The sequence below is a fragment of the Lactiplantibacillus sp. B652 genome (assembly GCF_023806745.1).
Taxonomy (GTDB): Bacteria; Bacillota; Bacilli; order Lactobacillales; family Lactobacillaceae; genus Lactiplantibacillus; species Lactiplantibacillus pentosus.
Window position 1 is genome coordinate 54,497 of sequence record NZ_JAMSKY010000014.1, and the last position, 24,586, is coordinate 79,082.

Annotated in this window: 26 protein-coding genes and 1 pseudogene; 3 read left to right on the forward strand and 24 right to left on the reverse strand. The window is 44.9% G+C overall.

Going from position 1 to position 24,586, the window contains the following annotated elements:
* Positions 1-235 precede the first annotated feature (235 nt).
* The 4 genes from MZO40_RS14375 to MZO40_RS14390 all read right to left on the reverse strand — a co-directional run bounded on the left by MZO40_RS14375 (position 236) and on the right by MZO40_RS14390 (position 3,986).
* Positions 236-1,087, reverse strand: a complete 852-nt coding sequence (locus MZO40_RS14375) for an aldo/keto reductase (RefSeq protein WP_122217810.1) — start codon at positions 1,085-1,087, stop codon at positions 236-238.
* 118 nt (positions 1,088-1,205) lie between these two features.
* The gene (locus MZO40_RS14380) at positions 1,206-1,991 is read right to left on the reverse strand and encodes a glucose-1-dehydrogenase (RefSeq protein WP_122217811.1); all 786 of its coding nucleotides are present in this window, start codon (positions 1,989-1,991) and stop codon (positions 1,206-1,208) included.
* 209 nt (positions 1,992-2,200) lie between these two features.
* Positions 2,201-3,055, reverse strand: coding sequence for a GRP family sugar transporter (locus MZO40_RS14385; RefSeq protein ID WP_252133368.1), 855 nt, complete (start codon positions 3,053-3,055; stop codon positions 2,201-2,203).
* A 61-nt stretch (positions 3,056-3,116) separates the two neighbouring features.
* Positions 3,117-3,986, reverse strand: coding sequence for an aldo/keto reductase (locus tag MZO40_RS14390; RefSeq protein WP_105961609.1), 870 nt, complete (start codon positions 3,984-3,986; stop codon positions 3,117-3,119).
* 114 nt (positions 3,987-4,100) lie between these two features.
* Between MZO40_RS14390 and MZO40_RS14395 the strand changes: the two genes are divergently transcribed.
* Complete coding sequence (locus MZO40_RS14395) at positions 4,101-4,979, forward strand: LysR family transcriptional regulator (protein ID WP_101872971.1); 879 nt, start codon at positions 4,101-4,103, stop codon at positions 4,977-4,979.
* Positions 4,980-5,097: 118 nt separating this feature from the next.
* Here MZO40_RS14395 and MZO40_RS14400 read toward each other — a convergent pair whose 3' ends face one another.
* The 9 genes from MZO40_RS14400 to MZO40_RS14440 all read right to left on the reverse strand — a co-directional run bounded on the left by MZO40_RS14400 (position 5,098) and on the right by MZO40_RS14440 (position 11,866).
* Entirely contained in the window at positions 5,098-5,289 is a 192-nt protein-coding gene (locus tag MZO40_RS14400) for a hypothetical protein (protein ID WP_101874288.1), read from the reverse strand.
* Between the two features lie 193 nt (positions 5,290-5,482).
* Complete coding sequence (locus MZO40_RS14405; protein ID WP_105961608.1) at positions 5,483-6,097, reverse strand: flavodoxin; 615 nt, start codon at positions 6,095-6,097, stop codon at positions 5,483-5,485.
* A gap of 126 nt (positions 6,098-6,223) precedes the next feature.
* Positions 6,224-7,075, reverse strand: a complete 852-nt coding sequence (locus MZO40_RS14410; RefSeq protein WP_252133369.1) for an aldo/keto reductase — start codon at positions 7,073-7,075, stop codon at positions 6,224-6,226.
* A gap of 17 nt (positions 7,076-7,092) precedes the next feature.
* Entirely contained in the window at positions 7,093-7,950 is an 858-nt protein-coding gene (locus MZO40_RS14415; RefSeq protein WP_101872968.1) for an aldo/keto reductase, read from the reverse strand.
* 110 nt (positions 7,951-8,060) lie between these two features.
* Positions 8,061-9,395, reverse strand: a complete 1,335-nt coding sequence (locus tag MZO40_RS14420; protein ID WP_105961606.1) for an MFS transporter — start codon at positions 9,393-9,395, stop codon at positions 8,061-8,063.
* A gap of 80 nt (positions 9,396-9,475) precedes the next feature.
* Complete coding sequence (locus MZO40_RS14425; protein ID WP_105961605.1) at positions 9,476-10,114, reverse strand: NAD(P)H-binding protein; 639 nt, start codon at positions 10,112-10,114, stop codon at positions 9,476-9,478.
* 313 nt (positions 10,115-10,427) lie between these two features.
* The gene (locus tag MZO40_RS14430) at positions 10,428-10,646 is read right to left on the reverse strand and encodes an AbrB/MazE/SpoVT family DNA-binding domain-containing protein (protein ID WP_105961639.1); all 219 of its coding nucleotides are present in this window, start codon (positions 10,644-10,646) and stop codon (positions 10,428-10,430) included.
* A 135-nt stretch (positions 10,647-10,781) separates the two neighbouring features.
* A complete protein-coding gene (locus MZO40_RS14435; RefSeq protein WP_003639569.1) occupies positions 10,782-11,225 on the reverse strand; it encodes a universal stress protein in 444 nt (147 codons plus the stop codon).
* A gap of 71 nt (positions 11,226-11,296) precedes the next feature.
* A complete protein-coding gene (locus MZO40_RS14440) occupies positions 11,297-11,866 on the reverse strand; it encodes a sugar O-acetyltransferase (RefSeq protein ID WP_101872965.1) in 570 nt (189 codons plus the stop codon).
* A 96-nt stretch (positions 11,867-11,962) separates the two neighbouring features.
* Here MZO40_RS14440 and MZO40_RS14445 point away from each other — a divergent pair, with 96 nt between their 5' ends.
* Positions 11,963-12,646: a YjjG family noncanonical pyrimidine nucleotidase gene (locus MZO40_RS14445; RefSeq protein WP_252133370.1), complete on the forward strand. Its 684-nt coding sequence runs from the start codon at positions 11,963-11,965 to the stop codon at positions 12,644-12,646.
* Between the two features lie 204 nt (positions 12,647-12,850).
* Here MZO40_RS14445 and MZO40_RS14450 read toward each other — a convergent pair whose 3' ends face one another.
* The 3 genes from MZO40_RS14450 to MZO40_RS14460 are packed head-to-tail and all read right to left on the reverse strand — an operon-like array spanning position 12,851 to position 14,680.
* A complete protein-coding gene (locus MZO40_RS14450; protein WP_105961603.1) occupies positions 12,851-13,597 on the reverse strand; it encodes a hypothetical protein in 747 nt (248 codons plus the stop codon).
* Positions 13,594-14,484 (reverse strand): ABC transporter ATP-binding protein, encoded by an 891-nt coding sequence (locus MZO40_RS14455; RefSeq protein ID WP_165861020.1) that lies wholly within the window; start codon positions 14,482-14,484, stop codon positions 13,594-13,596. Before MZO40_RS14455 ends, MZO40_RS14450 begins: the two co-directional genes overlap by 4 nt.
* Complete coding sequence (locus MZO40_RS14460; RefSeq protein WP_050340287.1) at positions 14,468-14,680, reverse strand: hypothetical protein; 213 nt, start codon at positions 14,678-14,680, stop codon at positions 14,468-14,470. Before MZO40_RS14460 ends, MZO40_RS14455 begins: the two co-directional genes overlap by 17 nt.
* A 548-nt stretch (positions 14,681-15,228) precedes the next feature.
* Here MZO40_RS14460 and MZO40_RS14465 point away from each other — a divergent pair.
* A complete protein-coding gene (locus MZO40_RS14465) occupies positions 15,229-15,906 on the forward strand; it encodes an Rgg/GadR/MutR family transcriptional regulator (RefSeq protein ID WP_158296969.1) in 678 nt (225 codons plus the stop codon).
* 274 nt (positions 15,907-16,180) lie between these two features.
* Here MZO40_RS14465 and MZO40_RS14470 read toward each other — a convergent pair whose 3' ends face one another.
* The 8 genes and pseudogenes from MZO40_RS14470 to MZO40_RS14500 all read right to left on the reverse strand — a co-directional run.
* Positions 16,181-16,774, reverse strand: a complete 594-nt coding sequence (locus tag MZO40_RS14470; RefSeq protein WP_050340285.1) for an NADPH-dependent F420 reductase — start codon at positions 16,772-16,774, stop codon at positions 16,181-16,183.
* Between the two features lie 139 nt (positions 16,775-16,913).
* Positions 16,914-18,086, reverse strand: coding sequence for a MalY/PatB family protein (locus MZO40_RS14475; protein ID WP_252133372.1), 1,173 nt, complete (start codon positions 18,084-18,086; stop codon positions 16,914-16,916).
* On the reverse strand, positions 18,076-18,942 hold the full coding sequence (locus MZO40_RS14480; protein ID WP_105961600.1) for a DUF3737 family protein: 867 nt from the start codon (positions 18,940-18,942) through the stop codon (positions 18,076-18,078). Before MZO40_RS14480 ends, MZO40_RS14475 begins: the two co-directional genes overlap by 11 nt.
* A gap of 275 nt (positions 18,943-19,217) precedes the next feature.
* Positions 19,218-20,246 carry an aldo/keto reductase gene (locus tag MZO40_RS14485; RefSeq protein ID WP_105961599.1) on the reverse strand — a complete coding sequence of 343 codons (1,029 nt, stop codon included), beginning with the start codon at positions 20,244-20,246 and terminating at the stop codon, positions 19,218-19,220.
* A 372-nt stretch (positions 20,247-20,618) separates the two neighbouring features.
* The gene (locus MZO40_RS17455; RefSeq protein ID WP_021337072.1) at positions 20,619-20,747 is read right to left on the reverse strand and encodes a hypothetical protein; all 129 of its coding nucleotides are present in this window, start codon (positions 20,745-20,747) and stop codon (positions 20,619-20,621) included.
* Positions 20,748-20,788: 41 nt separating this feature from the next.
* A complete protein-coding gene (locus MZO40_RS14490; RefSeq protein ID WP_252133371.1) occupies positions 20,789-22,576 on the reverse strand; it encodes an ABC transporter ATP-binding protein in 1,788 nt (595 codons plus the stop codon).
* Positions 22,576-24,327, reverse strand: a complete 1,752-nt coding sequence (locus tag MZO40_RS14495) for an ABC transporter ATP-binding protein (protein ID WP_105961597.1) — start codon at positions 24,325-24,327, stop codon at positions 22,576-22,578. Before MZO40_RS14495 ends, MZO40_RS14490 begins: the two co-directional genes overlap by 1 nt.
* A 153-nt stretch (positions 24,328-24,480) precedes the next feature.
* Positions 24,481-24,586, reverse strand: a pseudogene (locus tag MZO40_RS14500) (IS5/IS1182 family transposase); the annotation flags it as partial.

The following is a 24,586-nucleotide window of genomic DNA, read 5'->3' on the forward strand; positions in this document are numbered from 1 at the left end:
CTAGTCCGGTTGGTCTTCTTATCATCCACTAACAAATCTCGCTAGCATCAGCGTGTTAAAAAACGAGTTATTCAGCATTTCTCCTGAATAACTCGTTTTTTATAAGGCTATTTTAGTTACACCGTGACATTGCTGTGCACTTAACACACGCAAGTCAACTCACCAATCAGCGCCGCCGTTACTGGCTTGGTATGTTGTATCGATTTGTTTTAACTCTCAATCCGTTGATTAAGCCCTATACTTCCAAACGGCGGCCAGCCATCCATTTAATCATTTTAGGGTCCGCATGTGAGAAGAATTGGCTTTCACCGTCATTCAGGGTCGCAATCTGCGCTTTGTCGTCGTCTGACAATTCAAAATCAAAGATGTCTAAATTTTGACGCATTCGTTCCGGCTTGACTGACTTAGCTAAGACAACAATATCTTGTTCAACCAGCCACCGTAAAATAACCTGTGCGACTGATTTGCCGTACTTATCCCCAATCTTGGTTAATACTGGATTACTGAAAATATCATGCTTACCTTCTGCGAATGGGGCCCAAGCTTCTAAAGAAATACCTTCATCACGTAAAGCCTGGATGTTTTCAGTTTGTTGTTGGAATGGATTGATTTCGATTTGATTAACTTGTGGTGTGACATCATTAAATTCAGCTAGGTTCACCGCCTGTTCAACACTAAAGTTGGACACGCCAATCGCACGAACTTTACCTTGCTTTTGCAATTCTTCTAATGCACGCCAAGCCCCAAAGGTGTCATTATATGGTTGATGCAACAACAATAGATCCATGTAGTCTAACCCTAACCGATCAAGTGAACGTTGAAACGAGCTCATGACACCTTTATAACTCGTGTTTTCGACCCAAATCTTAGTCGTCACAAATAGTTCCTTGCGGTCGACACCTGAAGTGGCAATACCACGACCCACGGCTCCTTCATTTCCATAACTTTGTGCCGTATCAATATGCCGATAACCAGCTTGAATCGCATTGCGCACTGCATCTTCAGCTTCTTCAGGATCAGTGATTTGGAATGTTCCAAATCCTAGTACCGGCACTTCAACACCATTGTTTAGTTTAATTGTTTTCATTGATAAATTCTCCTTAAGTTAAGATAACTTAGTAACTAGTCCCGTTATCTAAATACGATTGGTAAGCTGTGTTTAAATTGCATAGTTCAAAATTATTGACGGTTGGACTCACTATTGATTACCCTTGACCATCCTTAAATGCAGGATAAAGTGTCATACCACCATCAATAAATAAAGTAATCCCCGTAACGTAGCTTGATTCATTGGAAGCCAACCAAGCCGCACCGGCCGCAACCTCTTCTGGTGTCCCAATTCGGTTCATCGGTACCATGTTAACGGTTTGGTCATACTGCTCTGGATCGGCGAACTTTTCGGCATTAATTGGTGTATTGATTGCACCTGGGCCGATGGCATTTACTCGAATATTGTCCTGTGCATATTCCATTGCAATGGTTTGCGTAAAGAGTTTAACACTCCCTTTAGCTGCTGCATAACTGGCGAAAGTTGGCCAAGGAATCCGTTCGTGCACAGATGACATATTGATAATATTGCCTGGTTTATGATGCGCTTTAAAGTACGCAAGTGCCGTTCGTGAGCCGAGGAACACACCCGTTTGATCAATGGCTGTAACTTTGTTCCAATCATCCAATGAGACTTCATGAGTTGGTGACTTAATTTCCATACCAGCATTGTTGACCCAAACATCCAAGTCACCAAAATTATCAATAGCCGCGGCCAGTAATGCATCCACACCAGCTTCACTCGCAATATTAGCTTGGACGATTACAGCGTCTCCACCGGCTGTTTTCACAGCATCAGCTGCTTTTTGTGCACCGGCTGGGTCACTGTTATAATTGATGACTACTTTCATTTTTTCTTCACCAAATCTTTTGGCGATAGCCGAACCAATCCCTTTAGAACCACCCGTAATAACTGCCACTTTACCGTTTAAATCTTCATACATATTTACTTCACTCCTTAACAATCACTGTTTGTTTTCGAAGCACTACTGAGGAGCGCTCCCGATTGAATGTCTATATACTAATGCCAAAAAGTCACTTTGAAAATTACTTGATAAACATGCTAGCATTCGTTTAACGTATAGCACGCGATATCCACCTTCTGCCTGATTCATCCCACACTCACCTGAGCCTGTTGTATTGCAGCAAGTGCTTAAATTAAAGTCGTAACCACCGCACCAATCACGATCAAGACTAATCCACTCAAAGTTAATGCGAGCTCTCGTCTGGATTTATGTTCGTGTAAAAATGCCATGCCACCTAGTGTTGACAACACAACGGACAACTGCGAAACAACAAAGGCCGTATTGACCCCATTCTGGCTAACTGAAACAATGTACGTCAGTGAAGCTACTGAGAAAACTAGTCCACCAATAATGTTCAACCAACTGGCCCGTTCTGCCACAATTCGACCTTGACTACTTACTAACATATAAACGACAACAGCCATCATCATTCCCACTGATTCTGGTAAAAAGATTGCAATGCCAGATGCAGATAACGCCTTCGGAATCGCATTAAAAACAATAAATCCGATGGTCGTCACAATCAGCATCACAATTGTCCGGCGCTGATTACCACCAGCCGCTTCTTGGCGATCTTGAATTGACGTCATGATGACCCCAACTACCAGTAATAAAACGCCTAAGCCACCAACAAGCTTGGCGAATGTTGTTCCCCATTCACCAAATAAGAAGACCCCGACTAGCGATGTCCCAACTAACTGCAACCCAGTCGAGATTGGCATCGTCTTAGAAACTCCCACATTGGCGTAACCCGTATATTGTCCCAACTGACCAATAATCCAAAAGGCACCTGCAATCATTGCCATAATAAATGAGGTCACGTTGATGGCTGGGTGAACGATTAATTGTACGACGATACTAGCAATTAATGTCCCAGTGGCCGTACCAAAAATTTGATTAATCGGTCGCCCGCCTAATTGACTCACAATGAGCGGTAACACCCCCCACGCAATCGCGGGCAATAACATCCAAACAATATTCATTAGCAATTCCTCCATTAATTTCACTTTATCAATTTATTTTGTTAACTATTCGTCCTTAACCTTACGAGCGACTTTTCTGAATACTAGTCCCAAAAATTTGGTCAATTGTTAGCGGATCACGATGATCAAAGAATTGGCTTCGATGCTGATCAAGACTGGCAATTCGCTGCATATCCGTATCAGTTAGTTTAAAATCACAAACATTTAAATTCTCAATCATCCGCTCTTCATGAATTGTCTTCGGAATCACCACAATGTCACGTTGTAAGAGCCAACGTAAAATAACTTGGCTAGCGGTCTTCCCGTATTGCTGACCGATGGCAACTAGTACCGGATTGTCAAAAATATCGTGCTTGCCTTCCGCAAAGGGTGCCCACGCTTCAACTTGGATTCCTTCAGCACGTGCAAAGTCAACTGCTGCTTGTTGTTGATACCAGGGATTGACCTCAATCTGATTGATTGCTGGCTTGATTGTCGTCGTCAATTCTAGATTTTTAAGTTGGTCCGCATGAAAGTTCGATACACCAATCGCCCGAATCGTTCCGGCTTGATAAGCTTCCTCTAACGCTCGCCAAGCACCGACAACGTCACCATAAGGTTGGTGTAATAAATACAAGTCCAAATAATCTAGTCCCAAACGCTGAAGTGAATTTTGGATTCCAGCTTTAGCACGTTCGTATGATGCATCCGCCACCCACAATTTAGAAGTAACAAAGATTTTTTCACGTTGAATTCCACTATTTTTAATTGCACGTCCTACTGCACTTTCATTCTGATAAGCGGTTGCAGTATCAATCGAAAGATAACCTGCATGCAACGCCTGTGTCACTACTTGCTCACATTGTTGTTCATCCACAATTTGAAAAACCCCGAAACCAACTTTTGGCATTTCAATACCATTATTGAGTTGGACTGTTTCTGTCATGACCATCTTATTTCACACCTCTTTGATTGAATACAACAATCATAAGGCGAGATTGAATGTTTGAAAATTACCAGATAAACATGCTACTATACGAATAACGTATGCTTGGGAGTGATTCATATGATTGAAACTTATTTGTTAGCCGAACTGAGTGTCTTCGCGCAAACTGGGACGCTAACCAAAACTGCCACACAGTTACATGTGACCCAGCCTTCCGTCACTCGTGGAATGCAAAAACTGGAAGATGAGTTTGGCGTTCAGTTATTTGATCGTCAGTCTAATAGTATTCAACTTACGCCAACAGGTGTTCTTGCAGCGAAAGAAGCAGCCAAACTGTTGAAATTGAATGCGGCGATGATTAAAAAGGTACAGAACTATGATCAAAGTCAGCACATAACTGCCATCGCAGCAACTGTTCCCGGGCCATTGATCCTGCTTAACCAACTACAGGCTCAGCTTAATAGTCGCATCCAAATTGAGTCGGATATCATCTCAAATCAGCAAATTACTGATGCACTCGATAATAACCGCTACGCTGTAATTTTTTCTGATCAGGAGATTTTCACAGATGAGGTTGAATCTCAATACATTGGTGAAGAACAGCTGCAAGTCAACTTGGATCAATTTGCTTACTTAGCAAATCAACCAACCATCACTTTTGATGAACTAAAAGGCATGAGCTTCATTGTGATGCGAGCCATTGGACCATGGAGTACCATTATTCAAGACAAGGTCTCAGATGCAAAGTTCATGTATCAAGATGACCGTGATGCCTTTGCTGAAATCACTAAATACTCACGTTTTCCATTCTTCACGACTAACCTATCGCAAAGTGACCCATTCTTTAATGACCAGGTTCAAAAGGATAAGGATCGTGTCTCCGTACCAATCAGTGACGAAAGTGCGCGCATGGTCGTATACGCCAACTATTTAATTTCGCGAAAAAAACAGATGGCCCCCTTGCTTAGCGAAATACAACAGCATTGGCCCTCCAACTGAAGAATAACAACCACAAAAGCCTAGCATGTTGCCATGCTAGGCTTTAAATCGCTTATTCAACTGACTTACTGACTGCCTGATAGGTTGGTTATGCCAGGGACACCCGATACGATACCCATTAGTTAGAATCAGCACATTCTGCAACTTCATTTTCACTATTCTGGATACGATCACGACTGACCGCAACGACTGTTTGATGGTTGGTCCATGAGGCAGTCGTGGGCTCTGTCTTAAGCACTAACCAGATACCAATTAGTATTAAGACGCCAATGCTAATTAATCCTAACCCTACTTTTTTTATTTTAGTCATCCCCTTAGACTGCCAAAATCCATTCAATATCCGCTCCCAGTCTCACTGATGTTCAACGACCGAGGACGCATCTAACATTGCAGATTTACGCCAACTAGCATGATTTCCAGCGGCCCTAAGCTGGCAGCACTTGAACTTTAAAATAGCATGATTTAATCATGATTCATGACAAATTAACTAGCGCGATGCATGTTTACTTGGTGAAGTTATGTTGCTTTAAATACTTAGTAATCGTGCTAGTTTCATTAGCTCGAAACCCCGTTTGGAGCACAATCTGCTTATTTGCTGTCATCTTTTTCAAATACGGGCGACTAACGGCAATTGAACTACTCATACTTGTTGTGAATGGCACAACTGTTTTTCCTTTTAAGTCATACTTCTCAAAGAAAGTGTTAATAAACATTGGTGGTCGATGGTACCAGGTCGGGAAACCTAAGAAGACCGTCGAATATTTGGAAAAATCAATGTTATTTAGAATCTTTGGATGCTGATTACGATCAATCTGCCGTTTGGCAACCACCGTTAATTTTGAATAGTCGCTTGGATAATCAGGACTCATTCGTAGTTTGATAATGTCTGCACCCGTCTTCTTTTGAATTGTTTCTGCAGCTGATTCGGTAGTTCCCGAATTAGAATAATAAACGACTAACATCTTATGCTGTTTGCTCGATTCCGTCGTCGACTTGCTAGATGCCGTATTGGCGCGGCTTGCTGAGTGCTGCTGTCGACCGTTTTGAGCAGACCACAAGTAAACGCCTGCAACTAAAGCCACTATTGCAATCACGATACCAACTAACCATTTTTTCAAGCTAATCAACCCTTTCTCAGTTCTGAACAAGTATCATGTTAAACCCTGGTGTGAACACCAAGGCGAGTGTAAAGTTTCAGTAATCACGATTACTTTTGATTTACTCATTAATAAAATACTCCGTGTCTATTTTTCAGTACTAAAATCTAGTGCCATCGTCGCGTACTTTTCTTCATTTTCCGCTGATGGCGTGTAATACCGGATATTCTTCTTTACACCTGCAATTTTCGCCATTTCTTCATCAGTTAGCGTAAAGTCAAAGATGTCATGATTATCACGAATATGGTCCGGATTAGTAGATCCAGGAATCACAATGAATCCCATCTGTGTGTGCCAGCGTAAAATAACTTGCGCACTCGTTTTATGATACTTCCGATCCAGCTCAGCAAAAATGGGTTCTTGAATCAGACTCTTGTCGCCATGCCCTAATGGGAACCAAGCCATCAATCTTGTCCCAAACGGTTTCAAAATTGTTCTAACTTCATCTTCAGTAAAGTATGGATGTGCTTCGGCTTGAATCACATGCGGTTTAATTTCAACATTATCCAATAACTGTTGTAATTTTTCGCCTTGAAAATTTGAGATACCAATTGCTTTGACCTTGCCATCTTTATAAGCTTTTTCGAGTTGATGGTATCCAGTGAGAAAGTCACCAGCTGGTTGGTGTAAAAACATCAAATCAACATAGTCAGTTCCTAAGCGTTGCAACGTATCATCAACCGCATTATCATCTGCATAGACCGTTGGCCAAAGCTTCGTGCTCAAGAAAACGTCTGAACGAGGAACACCAGAACGTTTAATGCCTCGTCCAACACCAGTTTCGTTCATATAAGCATTAGCCGTGTCCACCAAGCGATAACCAGCTTTCAACGCATCAACGACCGCCTGTTCAGCGTCATCAACTGACATTTGAAAAGTACCAATACCCATTTCTGGAATCTTTACACCATTACTTAGTTTAAAAGTTGCTTCTGACATATTTATCTACTCCTTTATTATTTTAATTGTGCCAAGCTTGATCCGAAAATCTGTTCAATAACTTTTGGATCACGATGATTGAAGAACTGGCTTTCACCTTTGTCCAAGCTATTCAGTGCATTCATTTCATCACTTGTTAACTCAAAATCAAAAACATTAATATTTTCCACCATTCGATTCTTATGAACTGATTTAGGAATAACAACGATTCCTCGTTGAAGTAGCCATCTAAGAATCACTTGGCCATTAGACTTACCATACTTGTTAGCAATTTCAGCAATAACTTTATTAGTGAAAATTTCGTGCTTACCTTCCGCAAACGGTGCCCAAGCCTCTACTTGAATATCATCGCTTTGTGCGAAGTCAACTTCTGATTTTTGTTGGTACCATGGATTAACTTCGATTTGATTGATCACAGGTTTGATCTCGTTGGATAATTCCAAGTTCTTCAATTGATCACCATAGAAGTTTGAGACCCCGATAGCACGAATCTTACCTGCTTTATAAGCCTCTTCCAAAGCACGCCAAGCACCGGCAACATCACCATATGGTTGGTGCAATAAGTACAAGTCCAAATAATCCAAGCCCAGATTATTTAAGGATTGCTCAATGCCCTTCTGTGCACGTTCATAGTTAGCATCTGAAACCCAAAGTTTAGAGGTAATGAAGAGGTCCTTACGATCAACCCCGCTCCGTTTAATCGCCCGTCCAACTGCTGCTTCGTTTTGATAGGCAGCCGCAGTGTCAATCAAGCGGTAACCAGAATCAATTGCATCAACAACCGCTTGTTCACATTGGTCTAAATCTGTCACTTGAAACACACCAAACCCTAATTTGGGCATCTCAACACCATTATTTAATTTAACTGTTTCCATTATGTGATCTCCTCTTTATTTAATTGATGAATTCATTATAAGGTCGATTTAACTCGCTGAAAATTACTAGCTAAGCATGCCAGCATACGTCAGACGTATGGTAATGCTTTTTATTGCTTTTTCGTCTGAATTCCAAGCGATGCAATGAAGCTCAAAATAAAAATCACAGCAATAATCAACAATTGATAGTGATAGCTTGTCGCTGGATTATTGAAGCCGCTAGTCATGGCGACAACAATTGACATTCCAACCGATTGTCCAAATTGATGAACTGTATTGACGACACCCGAAGCGGCGCCCGCAATATCAGCATCCGTATTGGCAACCCCCGCGATAGTCAGTGGGCTTAATCCAAGCCCTTGTCCAACACCAAAGAAAATCATTGGAATACCAACTGCTAGCCAGTATCCATGACTAAGGCCAAGCACGGCTGAAAGTAGGACACCAATAATTCCTGATATGATAGAAACTAGAATCAAACGATCATTGCCAATCTTCATTGAAACTCTAGAAACCTGGGTTGCACTGAAGAATTGTGGTAATGTCGCTGGTAAAAAGGCTAGTCCAGCCATCAATGGTGTAAATCCATACACTCGCTGCAAAGCTTGTGGTGTCACAAAGAAGTAGGCAAATGCCGCACCGATGAAGAAGAAACGTGCGATGTAAGCACTGCTACGTTCTCTATCCATAAATAATTTCAATGGCATAATTGGATTCTTGATGCGTTTCTCCGCATAAACAAACAGAATCAAAGCAACAATCGCAACGATCAAGGCCAAAATTTGATGACTGGTGCCATCAATGCTGTATACCAAAGCGGATAAACCGATAACTGACAATAGAGTCCCCACAAAGTCTAGATGTCGTGAACCTTCAGTCTTACTGTCATGTACAAAGAATATCGTCAAGACAAACATCAGAATTCCCACTGGTACATTCAAGAAAAAACCGTACCGCCATGAGAACACGCTGGTGATGATGCCACCCAAAATCAGACCAAAGCTAGCACCCAAGCCAGCAGTTGCACCGTATGCCGCAATTGCTCGCGTGCGCATTGTGCCTTGATAGCTATCCAATAACAGTGCCAAAGTAGTTGGTGCTAAGATGGCTGAGCCGATACCTTGAAATGCCCTCATTGAGATAATCATGGCGGCATTGGTTGATAGCCCCACCATCAATGAACCAAATGAGAATAAAACCAAACCAATCAAGAACACCCGCTTACGACCAAAAACATCCCCAATGCGGCCACCAAATAACTGAAAACCGCCAAATGTTAACGTATAAGCACTACTTACCCACGCTAATGTCTGAGCATTTAAATGTAGCTCTTGCGCAATTTTTACCGTACTAGTAAAAATAATGGAATTATCTAATAAAATCATGAAATAACTTAATAAAATAATTGGCAATACAATGCCAAATTTTTCTTTGTTCTTACTCATTACAGACTCCTAACTTAAAAGTGCTAATTTGGTAAAAGATAAACCTGCAAATGCCTTCTGAGCATTCACAGGTTTGTCTCTTACATAAAGCTTGGCTTGGTGAATTGAGTATTCGGTTCACCCAATCCTAAGTTGGCCCGATGATAATCAGCTCTACCGGTCAACAAATCAACAACAAATTGAGCCACCGCTTGACGTGTAACTTGAGCTTCCGTTAAAGGTTCACCTTTCTCAGAAACATGGATTTTAGTATTATTTTCTTGGTTGTACAGCCAAGTAATACGTAAAATAACGTAATCTAAATCACTGTTTTCGACTAAGTCAGCTGACTTCTTGAGAGCAGTTTGCCATGTCAGTCCAGTATTTTGCCGATACCATGTTTGGAATGGCCCACTAACTTCTTGATACAAGTCAGGAACATTAGCTGCAATAAACCGCTTTACACCAGCCTTATCCAATGCATCAATGACTCCCGTGATAATGTCCGGCTGGGCAACAAAACTCAGATATGCCGCATCCACGCCTTCAGCAGCTTGTTGCACCTTATCGAATTCCAAAAAGTCGCCGTCAACAAATGTCACTCGTGGTGACTCAAATTCCGCTAACCGTTGCGAGACGTTATGACCGAATAACACTAAGTCATCATCTGTTTGTGCCAATAAATCGCTAGTTACCATTTGACCAATTTGGCCTGCTGCACCTAAAATCAAGACTTTCATAAATAAATCCTCCGTTATTGAATATTCCTCTAACCAGTCTACTGAGCTTATGTCACCCGCCTAACTGATTGAATGACACTATAATAAACCGATTCTTATTCACTGAAAAATACCGAATAAGCATGCTACCATACGTTTTGTGTATGGCAATCCACCTGATTAACTATGTATACGTCGCCTGTCATACTACAGCCAATACATCTTAAAGCTACATGAAAGGGCGACGTTCAGCAGTAATTTCACTATAAAAAAGGGCACGACGTATGTGGTCGTGCCCTGGTGTGTGGCTATTAAACAATCAAGTCTTCACGCGTTAATCCTCAAACCGGTCCCACTCCTGATCTTCCTGGGAAATACTATCGCGAAAACCAACCCAGTCAGCCGGGTTAGCGAACAGCTCCTGATGAACTGGTGTCAAAACTAGCGTATCATCCATCTGATGGAGCTCATACCGGTCACCCACTGTTAGTCCCAACGCTGCCGGCAACACAACGCCCACATCATGACCCATCTGACGAATCTTTACTTCCATCACGCGACCACCCTTTCTGGTCATGTCCCCCCATGTTACCACTGAGGAGAAACCGGAAGACACTAACGACAATACGATTAAAACAAAAGGGCCGGTCTCCACCAGCCCTTTTGAACAATGCTAAATTAATCTGACCTACCGAATGACTAGTACCGAAATCGGTGCGTGCTTTGCCATGTAGGCCGCTTGCGACCCGAAATACTTGCGGACACCGTGCTTGGCAACCGAACCAATCACTAACAAGTCCGGCTTCAAGGCTGGAATCACCGTTTTCACGATGGTCTCGCCTGGGTCACCTTCATCGACGACCGCGTTGACATCCGTCACACCGAAATCACGTGCTAACTTCTGATACTGCATGACGTGTTCTTCTAGATCCTTACGCTGGCCGTGAACAAAATCCTTGCTCATGGCTTCGTAAACGTTCATATTATCCTGTTCCAAAATTGAAACGATGGTCAACTTGGCCCCGTCACTTTTGGCCCGGTTAATGGCGTACCGGAACGCTAACTGGGCATCATCTGAATCATCAACACCAACTAAGATGTGCTTGAATTCCTTAGGACTCATCTCTGACATCTGACTCCACTCCCCATTCTCTGATAATCTGACTACACCCTTATTTTCATCAATTTAATTGTAATTGTCAATTATGACTGCGGGGTGTTTTCTTTTAGGACACGCGCCGGGTTACCCACGACGATGACGTTGTCTGGAAATGAGTGCGTCACGACCGCGCCAGCACCGACGATCACGTTATTGCCTAGCGTGACGCCCGGTAAAATCACCGCGCTACCGCCGATCCAAACATCGTTGCCAATCGTAATCGGCGCCGTCCGTTCAGCTTCCGTCCGCCGCACAGTCGGATCTAGTGGATGGGCTGGCGTGTACAAGCCTACTTTGGGGCCAAACTTGCAATCATTGCCAATCGTGATTAGGCCTTCATCACATAATGTGACGCCATGATTGGCGTAAAAATGGTTCCCAATGCGAATGTTGACACCGTAGCTAAATTCAAACGTTGGTTCGACAAAGAAACGGTCACCGGCTGAGCGTAACAGACTTTTGACTTTGGTATTACGTTCATCATTATCGGCAATCTGGTTATATTGCATTAGCTTGGTTCGAACGTTTCGCCGCAGCTGCTGGAGGAGCGGTGATTCCAAGTACAGTTCGCCATTAATCATTTGTTGGTACGCTGAATCATTATCGATTTCCATGTTTAACTTCCTTTAAATTATGATAACTTAAGCATACCACACTGCCAAAATTTGCTGTATGATGGTTTCAATAAACCTATTGAAAGTAGTGGTTCCATGCAGTACGCAATTTTTGATCTCGACAATACCATTCTTGATTTTGACCGCGCCGAAACGGCCAGTTTGACAGCCGTCTTTCAGAATCACGGTGTGCCTAATATTCCACAAGCCGAAGACGATTATCAAGCCTACAACGAAACCATCTGGCGTCAAATCGAACAAGGCGGACCGCGAGATACCTTACTAGACCAGCGTTTTGAAGTCTTCTTAGCGACCCTTGGCATTATCGTCGATGGTCCGAGCGTCCAACAAGAATATGACCAATTGCTGGCCCATAGTTACCAAGTGATTCCGGGCGCACGTGACCTGTTGCACACGCTGAAGGATGCCGGCATGACCTTGCTAGTGGGCACCAATGGCATCAAGCATACTCAGCTCAGTCGTTTGGCAGGGGCCCACATGACCCCTTATTTTGACCACATCTTCATCTTTGAGAGTGTCGGCTATGCCAAACCAAACCCCCATTTTTTCCAGGCGATTCACGCACAGTATCCTGAAATGACAACCACCAATACGGTCATGGTCGGTGATAGCCTGCGCTCTGATATTGCAGGTGCAGCCAACGTTCAACTGCCGAGCGTGTGGTATAACCCGCAGCACTTGCCCAATGAGTCAGCCATTAAACCTACTTATACTGTGGATAACTTTACACAGCTACAAAAACTGTTATTAACAGCTTAACCACCGTTAACTATTGTCAGTGTGACTGTCGACCGGCCATCGTCATTTTGGTTCATGAACCTAGTCATCACTGAGGTGAATCTCAAACATGCCTCCAGAAATCCATATTGCCGGTTTCTGAGGGCTTTTTTTGTGAGATTCAGTTGGTCACGATTCCCGATATGCAGGCGTTAGCTGATTTTGAAAATACAGGTACCGTCAAACCTAAGTCAGCTTTTGTCTTAAAGGCTTGAACTTAATACTTGCAACTGCCAGCAGCATAATGACGATCAGTACAATCCCCATTCTGACCACAAAGTAAGTATCAATCGCATGGTTAACCAGGTTTCGCGGCATTAACAACAAGGTCGGCGACCAAGACTTGAAGCCATTGGTACCATTCAATATCCCGGCGACTAAGACCAACACTTCAATCGTAATTGCTGACAAAAATGGCGATGACCACCAAATACCAATCACTGCACCGACAATAACCAAGGCCACGATAACGACCATGTTCAAAACTAGAAGGGCCAAGGCATTCCCAACGTCGATTTTGCCATCAAATAATACAAACGTCATATAAAATGCACATGCCCCACCGATTGCCATTGATACGGCAGTGACGGCACCCCCCATCATCACTCTCGGCATAAAAATCTGTCCAGCCGACTGTGCACGAGTCGTGTAAAATAACACCAGCGATTTATTCTTTCCGAGATAACATTTTGACGCCACTAAGAATACCAATATAAATAACACCAATTGTTCAACATTTTTAAAATAGGCTAATAGAACCACTGGCCAAGTTGGGGCCGACATAATGATTTTGGCGGAATCACCACCAAACTGTTTGAGAATTTCATCAGCAAAATACGCAGATAACGGTGCGATTATTCCAGACACCGCACAAATAATGAACGCAACAACGAAACTTTTACTGCGATACCATCTTAAGACCTCCAACTTCATTCTTTCCCCTCCCGTTGCAACACCGCATCTTCAAACGACCTTTCCAACGTCATTTCGTGCCTGCCTAGGTATCTGATCTGAGTGGCCATTGGTATCATCAGTTGTAAAATTTTAGATAGTTGGTCGTCTGGAAAAATGACCTGCTGACTTTGACCATCCCACTGAACCTCAGCCCCCTTATGACTGAGATAATTGAGTGTTGCCTCACCAGCTTCAATGTCTCGAAGCGCTAATGTTGCCATGTGATCATTCACCGTTATGAAATCTGCTGCTGGCCCTTCATAAATCAACTGTCCCTTGTTCAACACAATTAGAGACGTTGCGATTTTTTGAATGTCGCTCAAGATATGACTTGAGATGATAACTGTTAGTCTGCGAGAAACTTCTGTGATGATTTTTAAGACGTCGGCTCGCCCAAACGGATCCAGTGCACTGGTTGGCTCATCCAACAATAACAACTGTGGTTCTAACACCAATGCAGCCGCAATTCCCAATCGTTGCTTCATACCACGCGAGAAATTCCCGGCTATTCGGTAACGATGTTCAAACAGTCCCACCTGTTCTAAAGTCTGCGTAATTTTAGCGGCATTGACGTCTTTTCCAGCCAATCGCAAAGATTGTTGCATAATTTCAAACGCACTCAGATATGGATCGAATTCGGGCGTATCTGGACAATAGGCAATGTGTGCCGTTTCAGCAACGACAGTCCCTTCAAAAAGGCCAATCTGCCCAATAAATGTATTGAGAAGTGTCGTTTTTCCAGCCCCATTCGGTCCAATTAAGCCAATCACACCAGTAGATTGTTCAATTGAAACGTTGATATGATTGAGCGCCAGAAAATCTTTGAATTTGACTGTTAAATCTGTGGTTTCAACGATTTTTTTCACGCTTTTCACCTTCTAGTTGACGTCCTAACACATAATAAAGTAACCCGCCGAGCGGTACTGAAAGGCAAATGACAAGCCCCCACACTAGCTTAGGCACATATTTGGTTGTCTTGATTACATGCGTTAAATCGTACAAAAAGTAACCGATATAAATCAGGTAAATTAGAATTAATGGGACTAGGATTTCGTAAATCATCAGGTTCCTCCTCAGTTTTCAAAATTAATCTGGTGACCTAAATTTTCATAATTCTGAATGCGCCGATTTTTCGGCCTTTCAGCAGTGCTACCTAATTTGTCTTTATGGGAATTGTTATACCCGAATGCGCACCATAACGACATTTGTTGGACAATGTACTTTGCACGTGCGACTTGGCACTGCCGCTATCTTCACAATCAGCGACGTTATTCGCGATCAACTCATCGTCTAAAATCGTTGCACATCGTACAAATCAGTCGTCAACCATTCTTCGCCAGTGATATACTGATAGCATACAATAATTTTCAGAAAACTGACCATGAGGTTGTGTATGTTTAACATCTGACACAGATATGTGACATCGTCAGTATTTAGGAGGCCCCCGAATGGAACTTGGTGAGACTTTAGAATTCATTAGACGGAATAAAAACATTTCATTGAAAACGCTCTGTGGGACAACGCTCAGTCGGCAAAACTATTATCGAATTGTTCACGGACAGGTCAACACTTCCATTAATACGTTCAAATTCATTTTGGATCAACTCCACGTGAATTTCGACGAGTTCTATTTCATCAAGAACAACTTTCGCCAAGACAAAATTTTTGCTGATATGAACAAAGTCAAAATTTTTTTTGACAAGGGTGATCTAAAATCGCTGGATAAAATGATTGCCAAATACCTAGAACTCAAACAGATTAACCAATCCTATCTTCATATGTACTGTCTGATTAATGTTTTAAAGCATAAATTAAGCAATCATGCCAGCGGTCCTTGTGAGGCACTACTTCGTGATTACCTCACCAATGTTGAAACATGGACGCACTACGAAACCGTCCTTTTTAACAATTGTATGTTCATTTTTTCAACCGAATTCATCGATGTCACACTCTCAAAGTCCTTGCACAATCTAAGTATGTATTCCACACTGAGAAAATATGGCAACGAGTCATTTCGAATGCTGACCAACGTTTTGATTCTCTTCATAGAACGTGAAGAGTTTGAACGGGCCACTTTTATTTTGAATAAGTTACACCAAAATAGGCTGACTGACGATTTACTGTTTGAAAAAGCCTGCTTAGAGTTTTTTGAAAACGCCATGCTGTTGGTGACCGGGGAAACGACAAGTGATGCGGAATGTCAACGGATCATCAATCTTTTTCGCGAGTTAGGTAGTGATGGCTTAGCGGTTATTTTTGAACGATACTTGCAGAAAGTCCGTCAATAAAATGTTAACGAACGGCTCCTTCATCCAGATATATGCCGGTTGTTCTAGTGAAGGAACCGTTTGTTTTTTTCGAGACGTGGTCTAATTTCTACGGTATAAAATCATGATAGCCATCAATTTCACTCAACATCCCGCTGGATATAATCGCCCATCAGCATCCGTCACCCGCTTCCAAATAATCAGACGCCAAAAACGGCACGATTCCCACAAACTGGAATCATGCCGTTTTAACAATCCAACTGGGCGTTAGCTGATTCTCATCAACATCCAAGCCCTATTCATCAATCTGAACAAAATGCGTATTACCGAGGCCGCCACCGACTTGCATCACACTACCGCCATGGCGGAGTTTGCCGAGATTGACCGGTCGAAAGTTCAATGGCCGCACGAGCGCCGCGAATTCCTTCTTGGCAGCCACGTCATCACCCGCATAGAACAAGACTCGCTTGCCAGGACCATCGACATGGCCGTCCATAAATTCTGGTGGCAGCGTGTTAAACGCCTTGATCACACGGGCATTATTAGCAGCCCGCGCTACCACTTCGCTCCCGGTAAACGGTGCCGTCTTGATTTTCTTGAAATCAGCCGTAAACTGATTGGTTGCATCGATAACGATGCGCTGATCATAGTCAGCAACCTGTCCTAATACCGTTGGTGCTTGCTCAAATGGTACGGCGAGTATCACTACCGGTTGTTGCAACGCGGCTGCCACTTCTACAAAAGCAACGTTAGCCGGAAATTCTGCGCGCCGTGGGGCCAAACTAGCGGCACCACTGTGTCGGCTTAATTTGACTTGGTGATCACCCCGCGCGAACGTTTTAGCTAACACGCTGCCCACGGTTCCGGCACCGACAATTCCAATTTCCATGGATTTCACCACCCGTTCCTTCAATTTTGATTTGACGCAACACAATGACGTCGTTGATTCTGCCACATGCAGTCAAATCAGCTTATCTCAATGATAGCGAAATCCTGATAGAAATGCACCCGATACGCGCCAATTGGATTTAGGCCTGTGTCCGTTGATACGCGGTTATGCCGGCTTTTAGCCGCTGGAGGCCATCCGTCAACGTACTTGTCGGGCAAGCCACGTTTAACCGTAAGAAACGGTCGCCATCCCCGCGGTAGACGCCCCCAGCGGATAAAAATAGTCCCGTTTCCTGGCGAATAAACGTCGCTAAGGCCGTACTGTCCGTCGTTACCTGACTGACATCCAACCATAATAAGTAGGTGGCCTGCGCTTCAATTAACCGGACTTGCGGTAATTCAGTCGTCAGGAACGTCTGGACTTGGCGCTGATTAGCCGCTAGTTTCGTTTGCAACGCATGTAGCCAGTCGTGGCCCTCGGTGTAGGCCGCAATGCTAGCGGGAATTGCAAACGAATTCGGCTCTGCCAGCTCATCGTTATTAATGCCGCGACTCACTAACGCCCGCACGTGGTCGTCCGGAATAATCAAGGTCGCCGCGTGCAATGCCGCCACGTTGAACGTCTTACTTGGTGACACGCAGCTGATACTGTTATGCGCAACTGGCTCAGTCAGCGATGCAAATGGCGTGTAATCATTGTCGTTGAGCGTTAAGTCACAATGAATCTCATCCGCGACGACCAGCACATGATACTTCAGGCAAAGTTCCCCAATCCGTTGCAGGGTCTCCCGTGACCACACGATACCGATCGGATTTTGCGGATTACAGATAATCATCATTGTCGTAAGTGGATCAGCTAGCTTCGCCGTCAAATCAGCCCAATCAATCGCATACTGGTCATCCTGGCTAACGAGGTCACTGCTCAAGGTGTGCCGACCGTTATTTTCAATCGAATGATAAAAAATATTATAAACGGGCGCCTGCACCAGCACGTTGTCCCCGACCGCCGTCATTTTACGAACGATCGATGAAACCGCCGGAACGACACCGGTACAAAACATCAACCAGTCGACTTGGGGCCGGAAATGGTGTTCAGTGGCCCACCAGTCAGCAACGGCCTGATAATAGGCCATGAGGACTTCTTCATAACCGAAAACGCCGAATTGCGCACGTTTATTCAACGCCGCTTGAATCGTCGGTGCGGTCTGAAAATCCATGTCCGCCACCCACATTGGGAGTTCGTTATCGGCGACGTCCCACTTGACCGAATTGGTGTGGCGCCGATCAAGTACAGTCTCAAAATCAAACGGCATGCGGTGCACGGCTTTCTTGTTCAACGCTAATCAGCGTCTGATGCGGGTCGATTTCGGCATCATCCATGATGATTTGACCGATGGCTTGCGCATGAATACGGCCACTAATTGGATTCTTCACGCTATCAATGCTGGAAACGATGTCCGCATCGATATCCCGACAATATTCAAACGCTAAGTCGGTATTGAGCAACGTACAGTTCTCCAGCTTGACGTTATCCATGTAGCATAGGCCTTGGTCGCTTTCAATCGTACAGTTGACGAAGCGAACGTTCTTAGAATTCCAGCCCAGATATTCACCAATAATTTGTGAATCGTAGACCGTCACATTTTCGCAGTTCCAGAGCGCATCCTTGGTCATCAACGTGGCGTTGTGGATTTCAACATTCTTAGCGCCGTCAAACGCATAGTTACCAACCAAGTTGAAGCCGTCGACACGGATATTCTGACTATTCATACCGAAGTAATCCCCGGCCGCTTGCACATCCGTCAAGGTGATATCCTGACAGTTCCACAAGGTTTCTTCCGCATCAGAGAAATGAACGTGGTCTAACTTGATTTGGCTGGCCCGCCGAAAGAGCTTAGGCGCCTGCAACGTACTGTTCGTAATCGTGATGTCCTTGGTATACCAGATGCCAGAACGAGACATCGTTTCAAATAATCCGCGGTCGACCGTCACGTGCTCGCTATACCACAATGGATATTTCCACTTAAAAATGGGTTGATTCAGCTGAATATTGCGACTTTCCTTTAACGGCGATTCACCGTCCGCGAACGTCGTATTGTTAATTTCGAGGTCGCGAGCTTTGAATAACGCCCGTTCACCCGTCAAATAGTCTTGATTAATTGTTTTCACTTAAACTAGCGCTCCTTTGTTATCAATCAGTGTCACTTGTCTAACTTATTAACCAGCCTCAGAGGTCAAGTAGTCAGGTCAGCTCGTTCTATTACCACACGTCATTGGGTAAAGCAATGACAACGGCACTTGCAGCACCTATTAATCAGTCTAAGACTTCAAGTTAACTTTAAGTCAAGCAACTTGTGCCATCGTCACGTGCATTTTGGCAAAACAGTACCACCGAAACGTCGTCCCAGACGACCGCTCAAGGTCTCCATCAGCAACGCCCAGCGCTACTGACCCGAATACCGATTCCAATTATGTTCGCGCGAGCGATTATCCGCCATCACGCCTTCCAAATCGTGGGGTTGATACGGTTCTTCTAAGTAACGCACTTCAGCCGGCGTCAACTGGAGGTCCGCTGCTTCTGCCACCGCGTCTAAATGGTGCGATTTGGTTGCACCAATGATGGGGGCCGTGACGCGTTGTTGGAGCCAGGCCAAATTAATCGCAGCCATCGAAACGTGATGCAGCTGTGCCAGTTCTTCAACGCGCGTAATCACAGGTTTATCAATATCGATTGTCGCGCCATACTTCGTCTCAGAGAACGCATCTTGACGCCGTCGCGTCGTTTCAGTGCCAAACGGGTGCGCTAAGCGGCCACTCGCCAGTGGACTATACGGCGTGGTTGCCAGCTGATTTTCTTGGGCGTAGGTAAATAGTTCGCGCTCATCTTCGCGATAAATTAAATTATAGTGACTCTGAATAGAAACGAATTGCGGGTAGTCATACTGCGCCGCAAACGCGTTGATCTGTGCAATCTGCCAGGCATACGCATTTGAGATGCCCAGATAGCGGACCTTACCGGACTTAACGGCCTCGTTTAACCCAGCCATGATGTCGGCCATCGGTGTGAGCCAGTCCCAGATATGGTAGACGTACAGGTCAACGTAATCCGTCTGCAGGTTGGCCAAACTCTGGTCTAGCGAACGCAAGATGTGTTCACGTCCGCTGACATGGTCATTGATTTCTTGCGTCGTTCGGTTGGTAAACTTGGTTGCGAGAATCACTTGATCACGGGGGAATTGTTGTAGCCCCCGCCCCAAGACACGTTCGCTCGCACCCGCTTGATAAACCGGCGCGGTGTCGAAAAAGTTGATGCCTAAGTCAACCGCCCGTTGTAAGACTTGGTCGGCTTGTTGCTGACCGACTGCCCACGAGCGCTGGTTGATAGCATCCCCAGTTCCCGTACCAAAGCCCATGCAACCGAGTGCAATCGACGAAACCTGTAAGTCTGACGTGCCCAATTGTCGATATTCCATCTGCGATAAACTCCCTTCAACGTCTGCTGATAAGTCTATTTAACCGCGGTTGTCGGCCAACGTAAAATGCTTTGTTCAAATAGTCAAGTATTACTAATCTGCATAGTTCACGTGAATCTAGTTATTTTAATCATTAATCAGAAGCCAAACGATTAGCACGGGCAGTCGTAATTCAGAACGCAATCACCAACGAAGGCCCCACTCAGAAGTTTTAGCTTCTGAGCGGGGCCTTCGTTTATGATGATTCACAGGACTTGCTGGTCAGGCTAGCATCTATTCGAAGGAACGGGATGAAGTCGTCTAGCTTCAGAGGAAATTCCGTCCCTTACGTCAAATCCAGCCAATCCATATCTGGTCTTTGCAATCAACGACCTACTTCAACTTGACCTTGACCTTCAACTGTTTTGGGCGTTGGTGGTGAGTCATCAACAGCCGCAACCCGACCTTCCACAAGGTACTCATGACCGTCATGATCACTAACCACGATACTTTTCGACGCATGCGCCATCACCTCGACTTATTTTGTCTCGAGCATACCACAATTAACTCGCGTGCGCAGAATTTTGTAGCTGAATCATGTCGTAATAGTAGCCATGTTGTTGTAACAATTCATCATTGGTCCCGCGCTCCACGATTTGACCCTGGTTCAAGACTAAAATCAGGTCTGCGTTTTGGATCGTCGATAACCGGTGGGCAATCGCAATCGTCGTCCGATTTTCTTGAATGCGGTTCAAGCCAGTCTGAATCATTTCTTCCGTTTCAGTATCAACATTGGCCGTGGCCTCGTCTAGAATCAGAATTTTAGGATCAGTCACGATCGTGCGGGCAAACGAAATCAGTTGTCGTTGACCAGAGGAATAACTCGCGCCCCGCTCAATCACGCGTGACTGGTAATTCTCCGGCAGGTCATTGATGAAATCATCCGCCTTCACGAAGCGTGCGGCAGCCTGAACTTGTTCGTCCGAAATCTGGTCATTGAACATGCGAATATTAGAATTGATATCGCCATAGAACATGAACGGTTCTTGCAACACTAGGCCCATCTTCTGTCGTAGTTCTTCAGCTGGATACTCACGAATATCCCGGTCGTCGATCAATACTTCGCCGGATTGGAATTCGTAGAACCGCATCAACACATTGATCGTTGACGTTTTTCCACTCCCAGTCTGACCGACCAGCGCCACCGTTTGACCCGGCTCCGCGACAAACGACACGTCTTTTAATACCGGGTGTTGTCCGTCATAGGCGAAGGTCACGTGCCGAAATTCAATCTTGCCACGCGTGATCTTGGCGGTGGGGTCAGCGTGTTGTGCTGGGGCAATCGTTGGATCATCCATGACTCGTAAGACCCGCGACCCGGCAACGACCCCGTCTTGAAAGTCCGACAGGTTATCCATCATCGACGTCATTGGGTTATAAAAATTATTCAAATAAGTAATAAAGGCGTAGACCACCCCGGCAGCCACGTAACCGTTCAGGCCCCGAACCCCAAAGATACCGAGCACCATAACGGTTCCTAAGGCGTAAAACAAGTCAATGAGCGGACTCAACAACAGTGAATTGGTTCGAATCATTGCCTGCCGGGTTTTAAAATAAGCATCATTGGTCTGGTCAAATTCGCCATTGATTCGGTGTTCTTGGCGGAATTGCTGAATCACACTGATACCCGTAATCGCTTCACTCAGCTTCGTATTCAGCTCACTGAGCCGCTCCCGCATCCGCCGATAGACCCGCGAACTGTAGCGTTGGTAATACCAAATCGTTACAGCCAAAAATGGCATGAAGACGAGTAGCCACAGCGCAATCTGCGCATCCGTCAGATACATCGCGACAAATGAGGAAATCGCAGCGAAAAAGGCTGTAAATAGCGTGTTAAATAACGCCCAAAAGTTAGAAAATGACATCGTATCATTGGTCAGCCGCGATAGAATCGAGCCACCCGGGACTTGGTCAAAGTAGCGCATCCCCATTCGATGTAATTTGCTAAACATTTGGCGCCGGACGTTTTCTAGCATGTACTCCGCGCCCATGGTACTACTGAAGTTCTGCACGAATTGCATCAGGGCACGAACGACCATACCGAAGAAATACAGGCCGGCAAAGTACCACATGATTGGTACCGTCGCGTTGCCAGTTTTGAGGTAGTGGTCGATAAACGTCTGCAAGACCCGTGGCAAATAAATATTAACGACACTGATTAGTCCGGAAAAGACGATGGCCGCAATGAAGAACCATTTGAATGGCTTGGCATACGGCAACAGCCGCCGAATAACCGTGAGTTGTTCCTTAACGGGCATCGAACGTGCCCATACTGATTGACGTTGCGCCATTATTGCACCGCCCCTTCCACTTTAGTCTCCAATTGTTGCCGCTCAAACATCTGTTGGTACCAACCCTGCTGAGCCATCAATTGGGTATGAGTCCCGCGTTCGACCACGCGACCCGCATCTAAAACAATAATCTCATCGGCGTTCATCACCGAACTCAACCGATGAGCGGCGATGATGGTCGTCTTATCAGCACGTTCGGCTTTTAAGTTCGCCAAAATCTCTGATTCAGTCTCAGCATCGACCGCCGATAATGCATCGTCTAAAATCAGTAATTCGGGGTTGATCAGTAACGCCCGCGCAATTGCCAATCGTTGCCGCTGTCCGCCTGAAAGCGAAATCCCTTCTTCACCAACTTGGGTGTCATAACCAGCTGGCATGTTCGCAATCTGACCATTCAAATCACTCTTAGCAGCGACCGCCTCGACCACGTCCTGACTGACACTCGGGTCCGCGAACCGGATATTCTCCCGAATCGTGTTCGAGAACAAAAAGCTGTCTTGCGGCACGTACCCGATGGCTGGCAAGTAACTATCTAGCGCGTATTGCTTAATATCATGCCCGCCATAGGTAATCTGACCATCATACTGGTCAAATTCCCGCAAAATCAATTTCATGATGGTTGATTTACCAGCGCCGACCCGTCCGACGATTCCGAGTGTTTGACCCGCCTTCAACTTAAAGTTGACGTCACGCAAACTAGTCCCGGCGTCATTCGGATAGTTGAACTGGGTGATTTGATACTGAATATCACCGTGCGGCCGCTGTTCAATGCCGCGTTTGGCATCCACGATCGCACTCTGCTGATTCAATAATTCCATGACTCGATCATACGAGGCGTTCCCCCGTTCCATCGTATTGAAGAGCATTCCGACCGCAAACATCGGCCAGACCATCATCCCTAAATAGGTGACGAACGAGACGAGATTCCCAATCGTAATAATGCCATGGGTCACGTACATACCGCCGAGAATAATCGTCGCACCATACGAAAGCGCAATAATCATCGTAATCGCGGGATCGAACAAGGAGTCGAGCACGTTGACGTGGCGGTTGATTTTAATCGTCTCGTCAATTTGTTGATTAAAATCGGCTACGTCGGCTTGTTCCTGTCCTAACGCCTTGATAACTTTAATCCCACTAATACTTTCCTGAGCCTTATTGTTCAAACGAGAAAAGGCCGCTTGGGAGGCACGAAACGCCACGTGGATTTTTTTACCTAAATAACGTGACACGACCGCTAATAATGGGAAGGGAACGACCGCAATCAGTGTCAAACGCCAGTCGATCAGCGTCATCATCGCAATCAACGTCGTCCCACCCGTAATGATGGAGTCCGCAAATTGGAGAATCCCGCCACCAGCGACCCGTTCGACCGCCGTTAAGTCATTAGTCGCATGCGCCATGAGATCCCCGGTGCGATACTTCTGATAAAAGGTCGCATCCATCTTCATAAAATGCCAAAAGAGGCGTTCCCGCAGAGTCCGTTCCAGGCCGGCCGCACCACCCCAGATGGCGTTGCGCCAAAGATAACGCGCTAAGTATTGACCAATGGCGGCCGCCCCAATGATGCCCAGATAAATCATTAAGGACCGCGCTGTTAAGTGGTGTTGATTGATGCCATCGACCACATCCCCGATAATTCGCGGTGGAATAATGCCAATAATTGCTGTTAAGACTAGCCCGAGCACGCCCGCTGAATACAACTTCCATTCGCGCCGGAAATACCAGCCTAGTTTGATAAATATGCTCACACCGCACCTCCTAAATTTTAATTAAAATTTAATGAAACAACATTTTATAATACCATACTTAACCAAATCGCTTTAATGATAAGTTCCAATATCAAGGCAAAGTGATTGCGCCACTGTGAAAATAAGCTTAAACTAGTAACGTTAAGAATCTGTTTAAAATCTTTTTAAGAGTAATATCAAGAAAGCGAGAATAATCATTTGGCGACTTGAATTAAGGTGCCGCTCACAATTTTTCCAGAGCCGACGACATTTATCTAAC

What these genes read in the sequence shown, in the direction of transcription:
- MZO40_RS14375 (WP_122217810.1), bottom strand. Translation starts at nt 1,087, where the DNA reads ATGAAAACAATTAAACTAAACAATGGTGTTGAAGTGCCGGTACTAGGA.
- MZO40_RS14380 (WP_122217811.1), bottom strand. Translation starts at nt 1,991, where the DNA reads ATGTATGAAGATTTAAACGGTAAAGTGGCAGTTATTACGGGTGGTTCT.
- MZO40_RS14385 (WP_252133368.1), bottom strand. Translation starts at nt 3,055, where the DNA reads ATGAATATTGTTTGGATGTTATTGCCCGCGATTGCGTGGGGGGTGTTA.
- MZO40_RS14390 (WP_105961609.1), bottom strand. Translation starts at nt 3,986, where the DNA reads ATGGTCATGACAGAAACAGTCCAACTCAATAATGGTATTGAAATGCCA.
- MZO40_RS14395 (WP_101872971.1), top strand. Translation starts at nt 4,101, where the DNA reads ATGATTGAAACTTATTTGTTAGCCGAACTGAGTGTCTTCGCGCAAACT.
- MZO40_RS14400 (WP_101874288.1), bottom strand. Translation starts at nt 5,289, where the DNA reads ATGACTAAAATAAAAAAAGTAGGGTTAGGATTAATTAGCATTGGCGTC.
- MZO40_RS14410 (WP_252133369.1), bottom strand. Translation starts at nt 7,075, where the DNA reads ATGTCAGAAGCAACTTTTAAACTAAGTAATGGTGTAAAGATTCCAGAA.
- MZO40_RS14415 (WP_101872968.1), bottom strand. Translation starts at nt 7,950, where the DNA reads ATGGAAACAGTTAAATTAAATAATGGTGTTGAGATGCCCAAATTAGGG.
- MZO40_RS14420 (WP_105961606.1), bottom strand. Translation starts at nt 9,395, where the DNA reads ATGAGTAAGAACAAAGAAAAATTTGGCATTGTATTGCCAATTATTTTA.
- MZO40_RS14425 (WP_105961605.1), bottom strand. Translation starts at nt 10,114, where the DNA reads ATGAAAGTCTTGATTTTAGGTGCAGCAGGCCAAATTGGTCAAATGGTA.
- MZO40_RS14430 (WP_105961639.1), bottom strand. Translation starts at nt 10,646, where the DNA reads ATGGAAGTAAAGATTCGTCAGATGGGTCATGATGTGGGCGTTGTGTTG.
- MZO40_RS14435 (WP_003639569.1), bottom strand. Translation starts at nt 11,225, where the DNA reads ATGTCAGAGATGAGTCCTAAGGAATTCAAGCACATCTTAGTTGGTGTT.
- MZO40_RS14440 (WP_101872965.1), bottom strand. Translation starts at nt 11,866, where the DNA reads ATGGAAATCGATAATGATTCAGCGTACCAACAAATGATTAATGGCGAA.
- MZO40_RS14445 (WP_252133370.1), top strand. Translation starts at nt 11,963, where the DNA reads ATGCAGTACGCAATTTTTGATCTCGACAATACCATTCTTGATTTTGAC.
- MZO40_RS14450 (WP_105961603.1), bottom strand. Translation starts at nt 13,597, where the DNA reads ATGAAGTTGGAGGTCTTAAGATGGTATCGCAGTAAAAGTTTCGTTGTT.
- MZO40_RS14460 (WP_050340287.1), bottom strand. Translation starts at nt 14,680, where the DNA reads ATGATTTACGAAATCCTAGTCCCATTAATTCTAATTTACCTGATTTAT.
- MZO40_RS14470 (WP_050340285.1), bottom strand. Translation starts at nt 16,774, where the DNA reads ATGGAAATTGGAATTGTCGGTGCCGGAACCGTGGGCAGCGTGTTAGCT.
- MZO40_RS14475 (WP_252133372.1), bottom strand. Translation starts at nt 18,086, where the DNA reads ATGCCGTTTGATTTTGAGACTGTACTTGATCGGCGCCACACCAATTCG.
- MZO40_RS14485 (WP_105961599.1), bottom strand. Translation starts at nt 20,246, where the DNA reads ATGGAATATCGACAATTGGGCACGTCAGACTTACAGGTTTCGTCGATT.
- MZO40_RS17455 (WP_021337072.1), bottom strand. Translation starts at nt 20,747, where the DNA reads ATGCGTCGAAAAGTATCGTGGTTAGTGATCATGACGGTCATGAGTACC.
- MZO40_RS14490 (WP_252133371.1), bottom strand. Translation starts at nt 22,576, where the DNA reads ATGGCGCAACGTCAATCAGTATGGGCACGTTCGATGCCCGTTAAGGAA.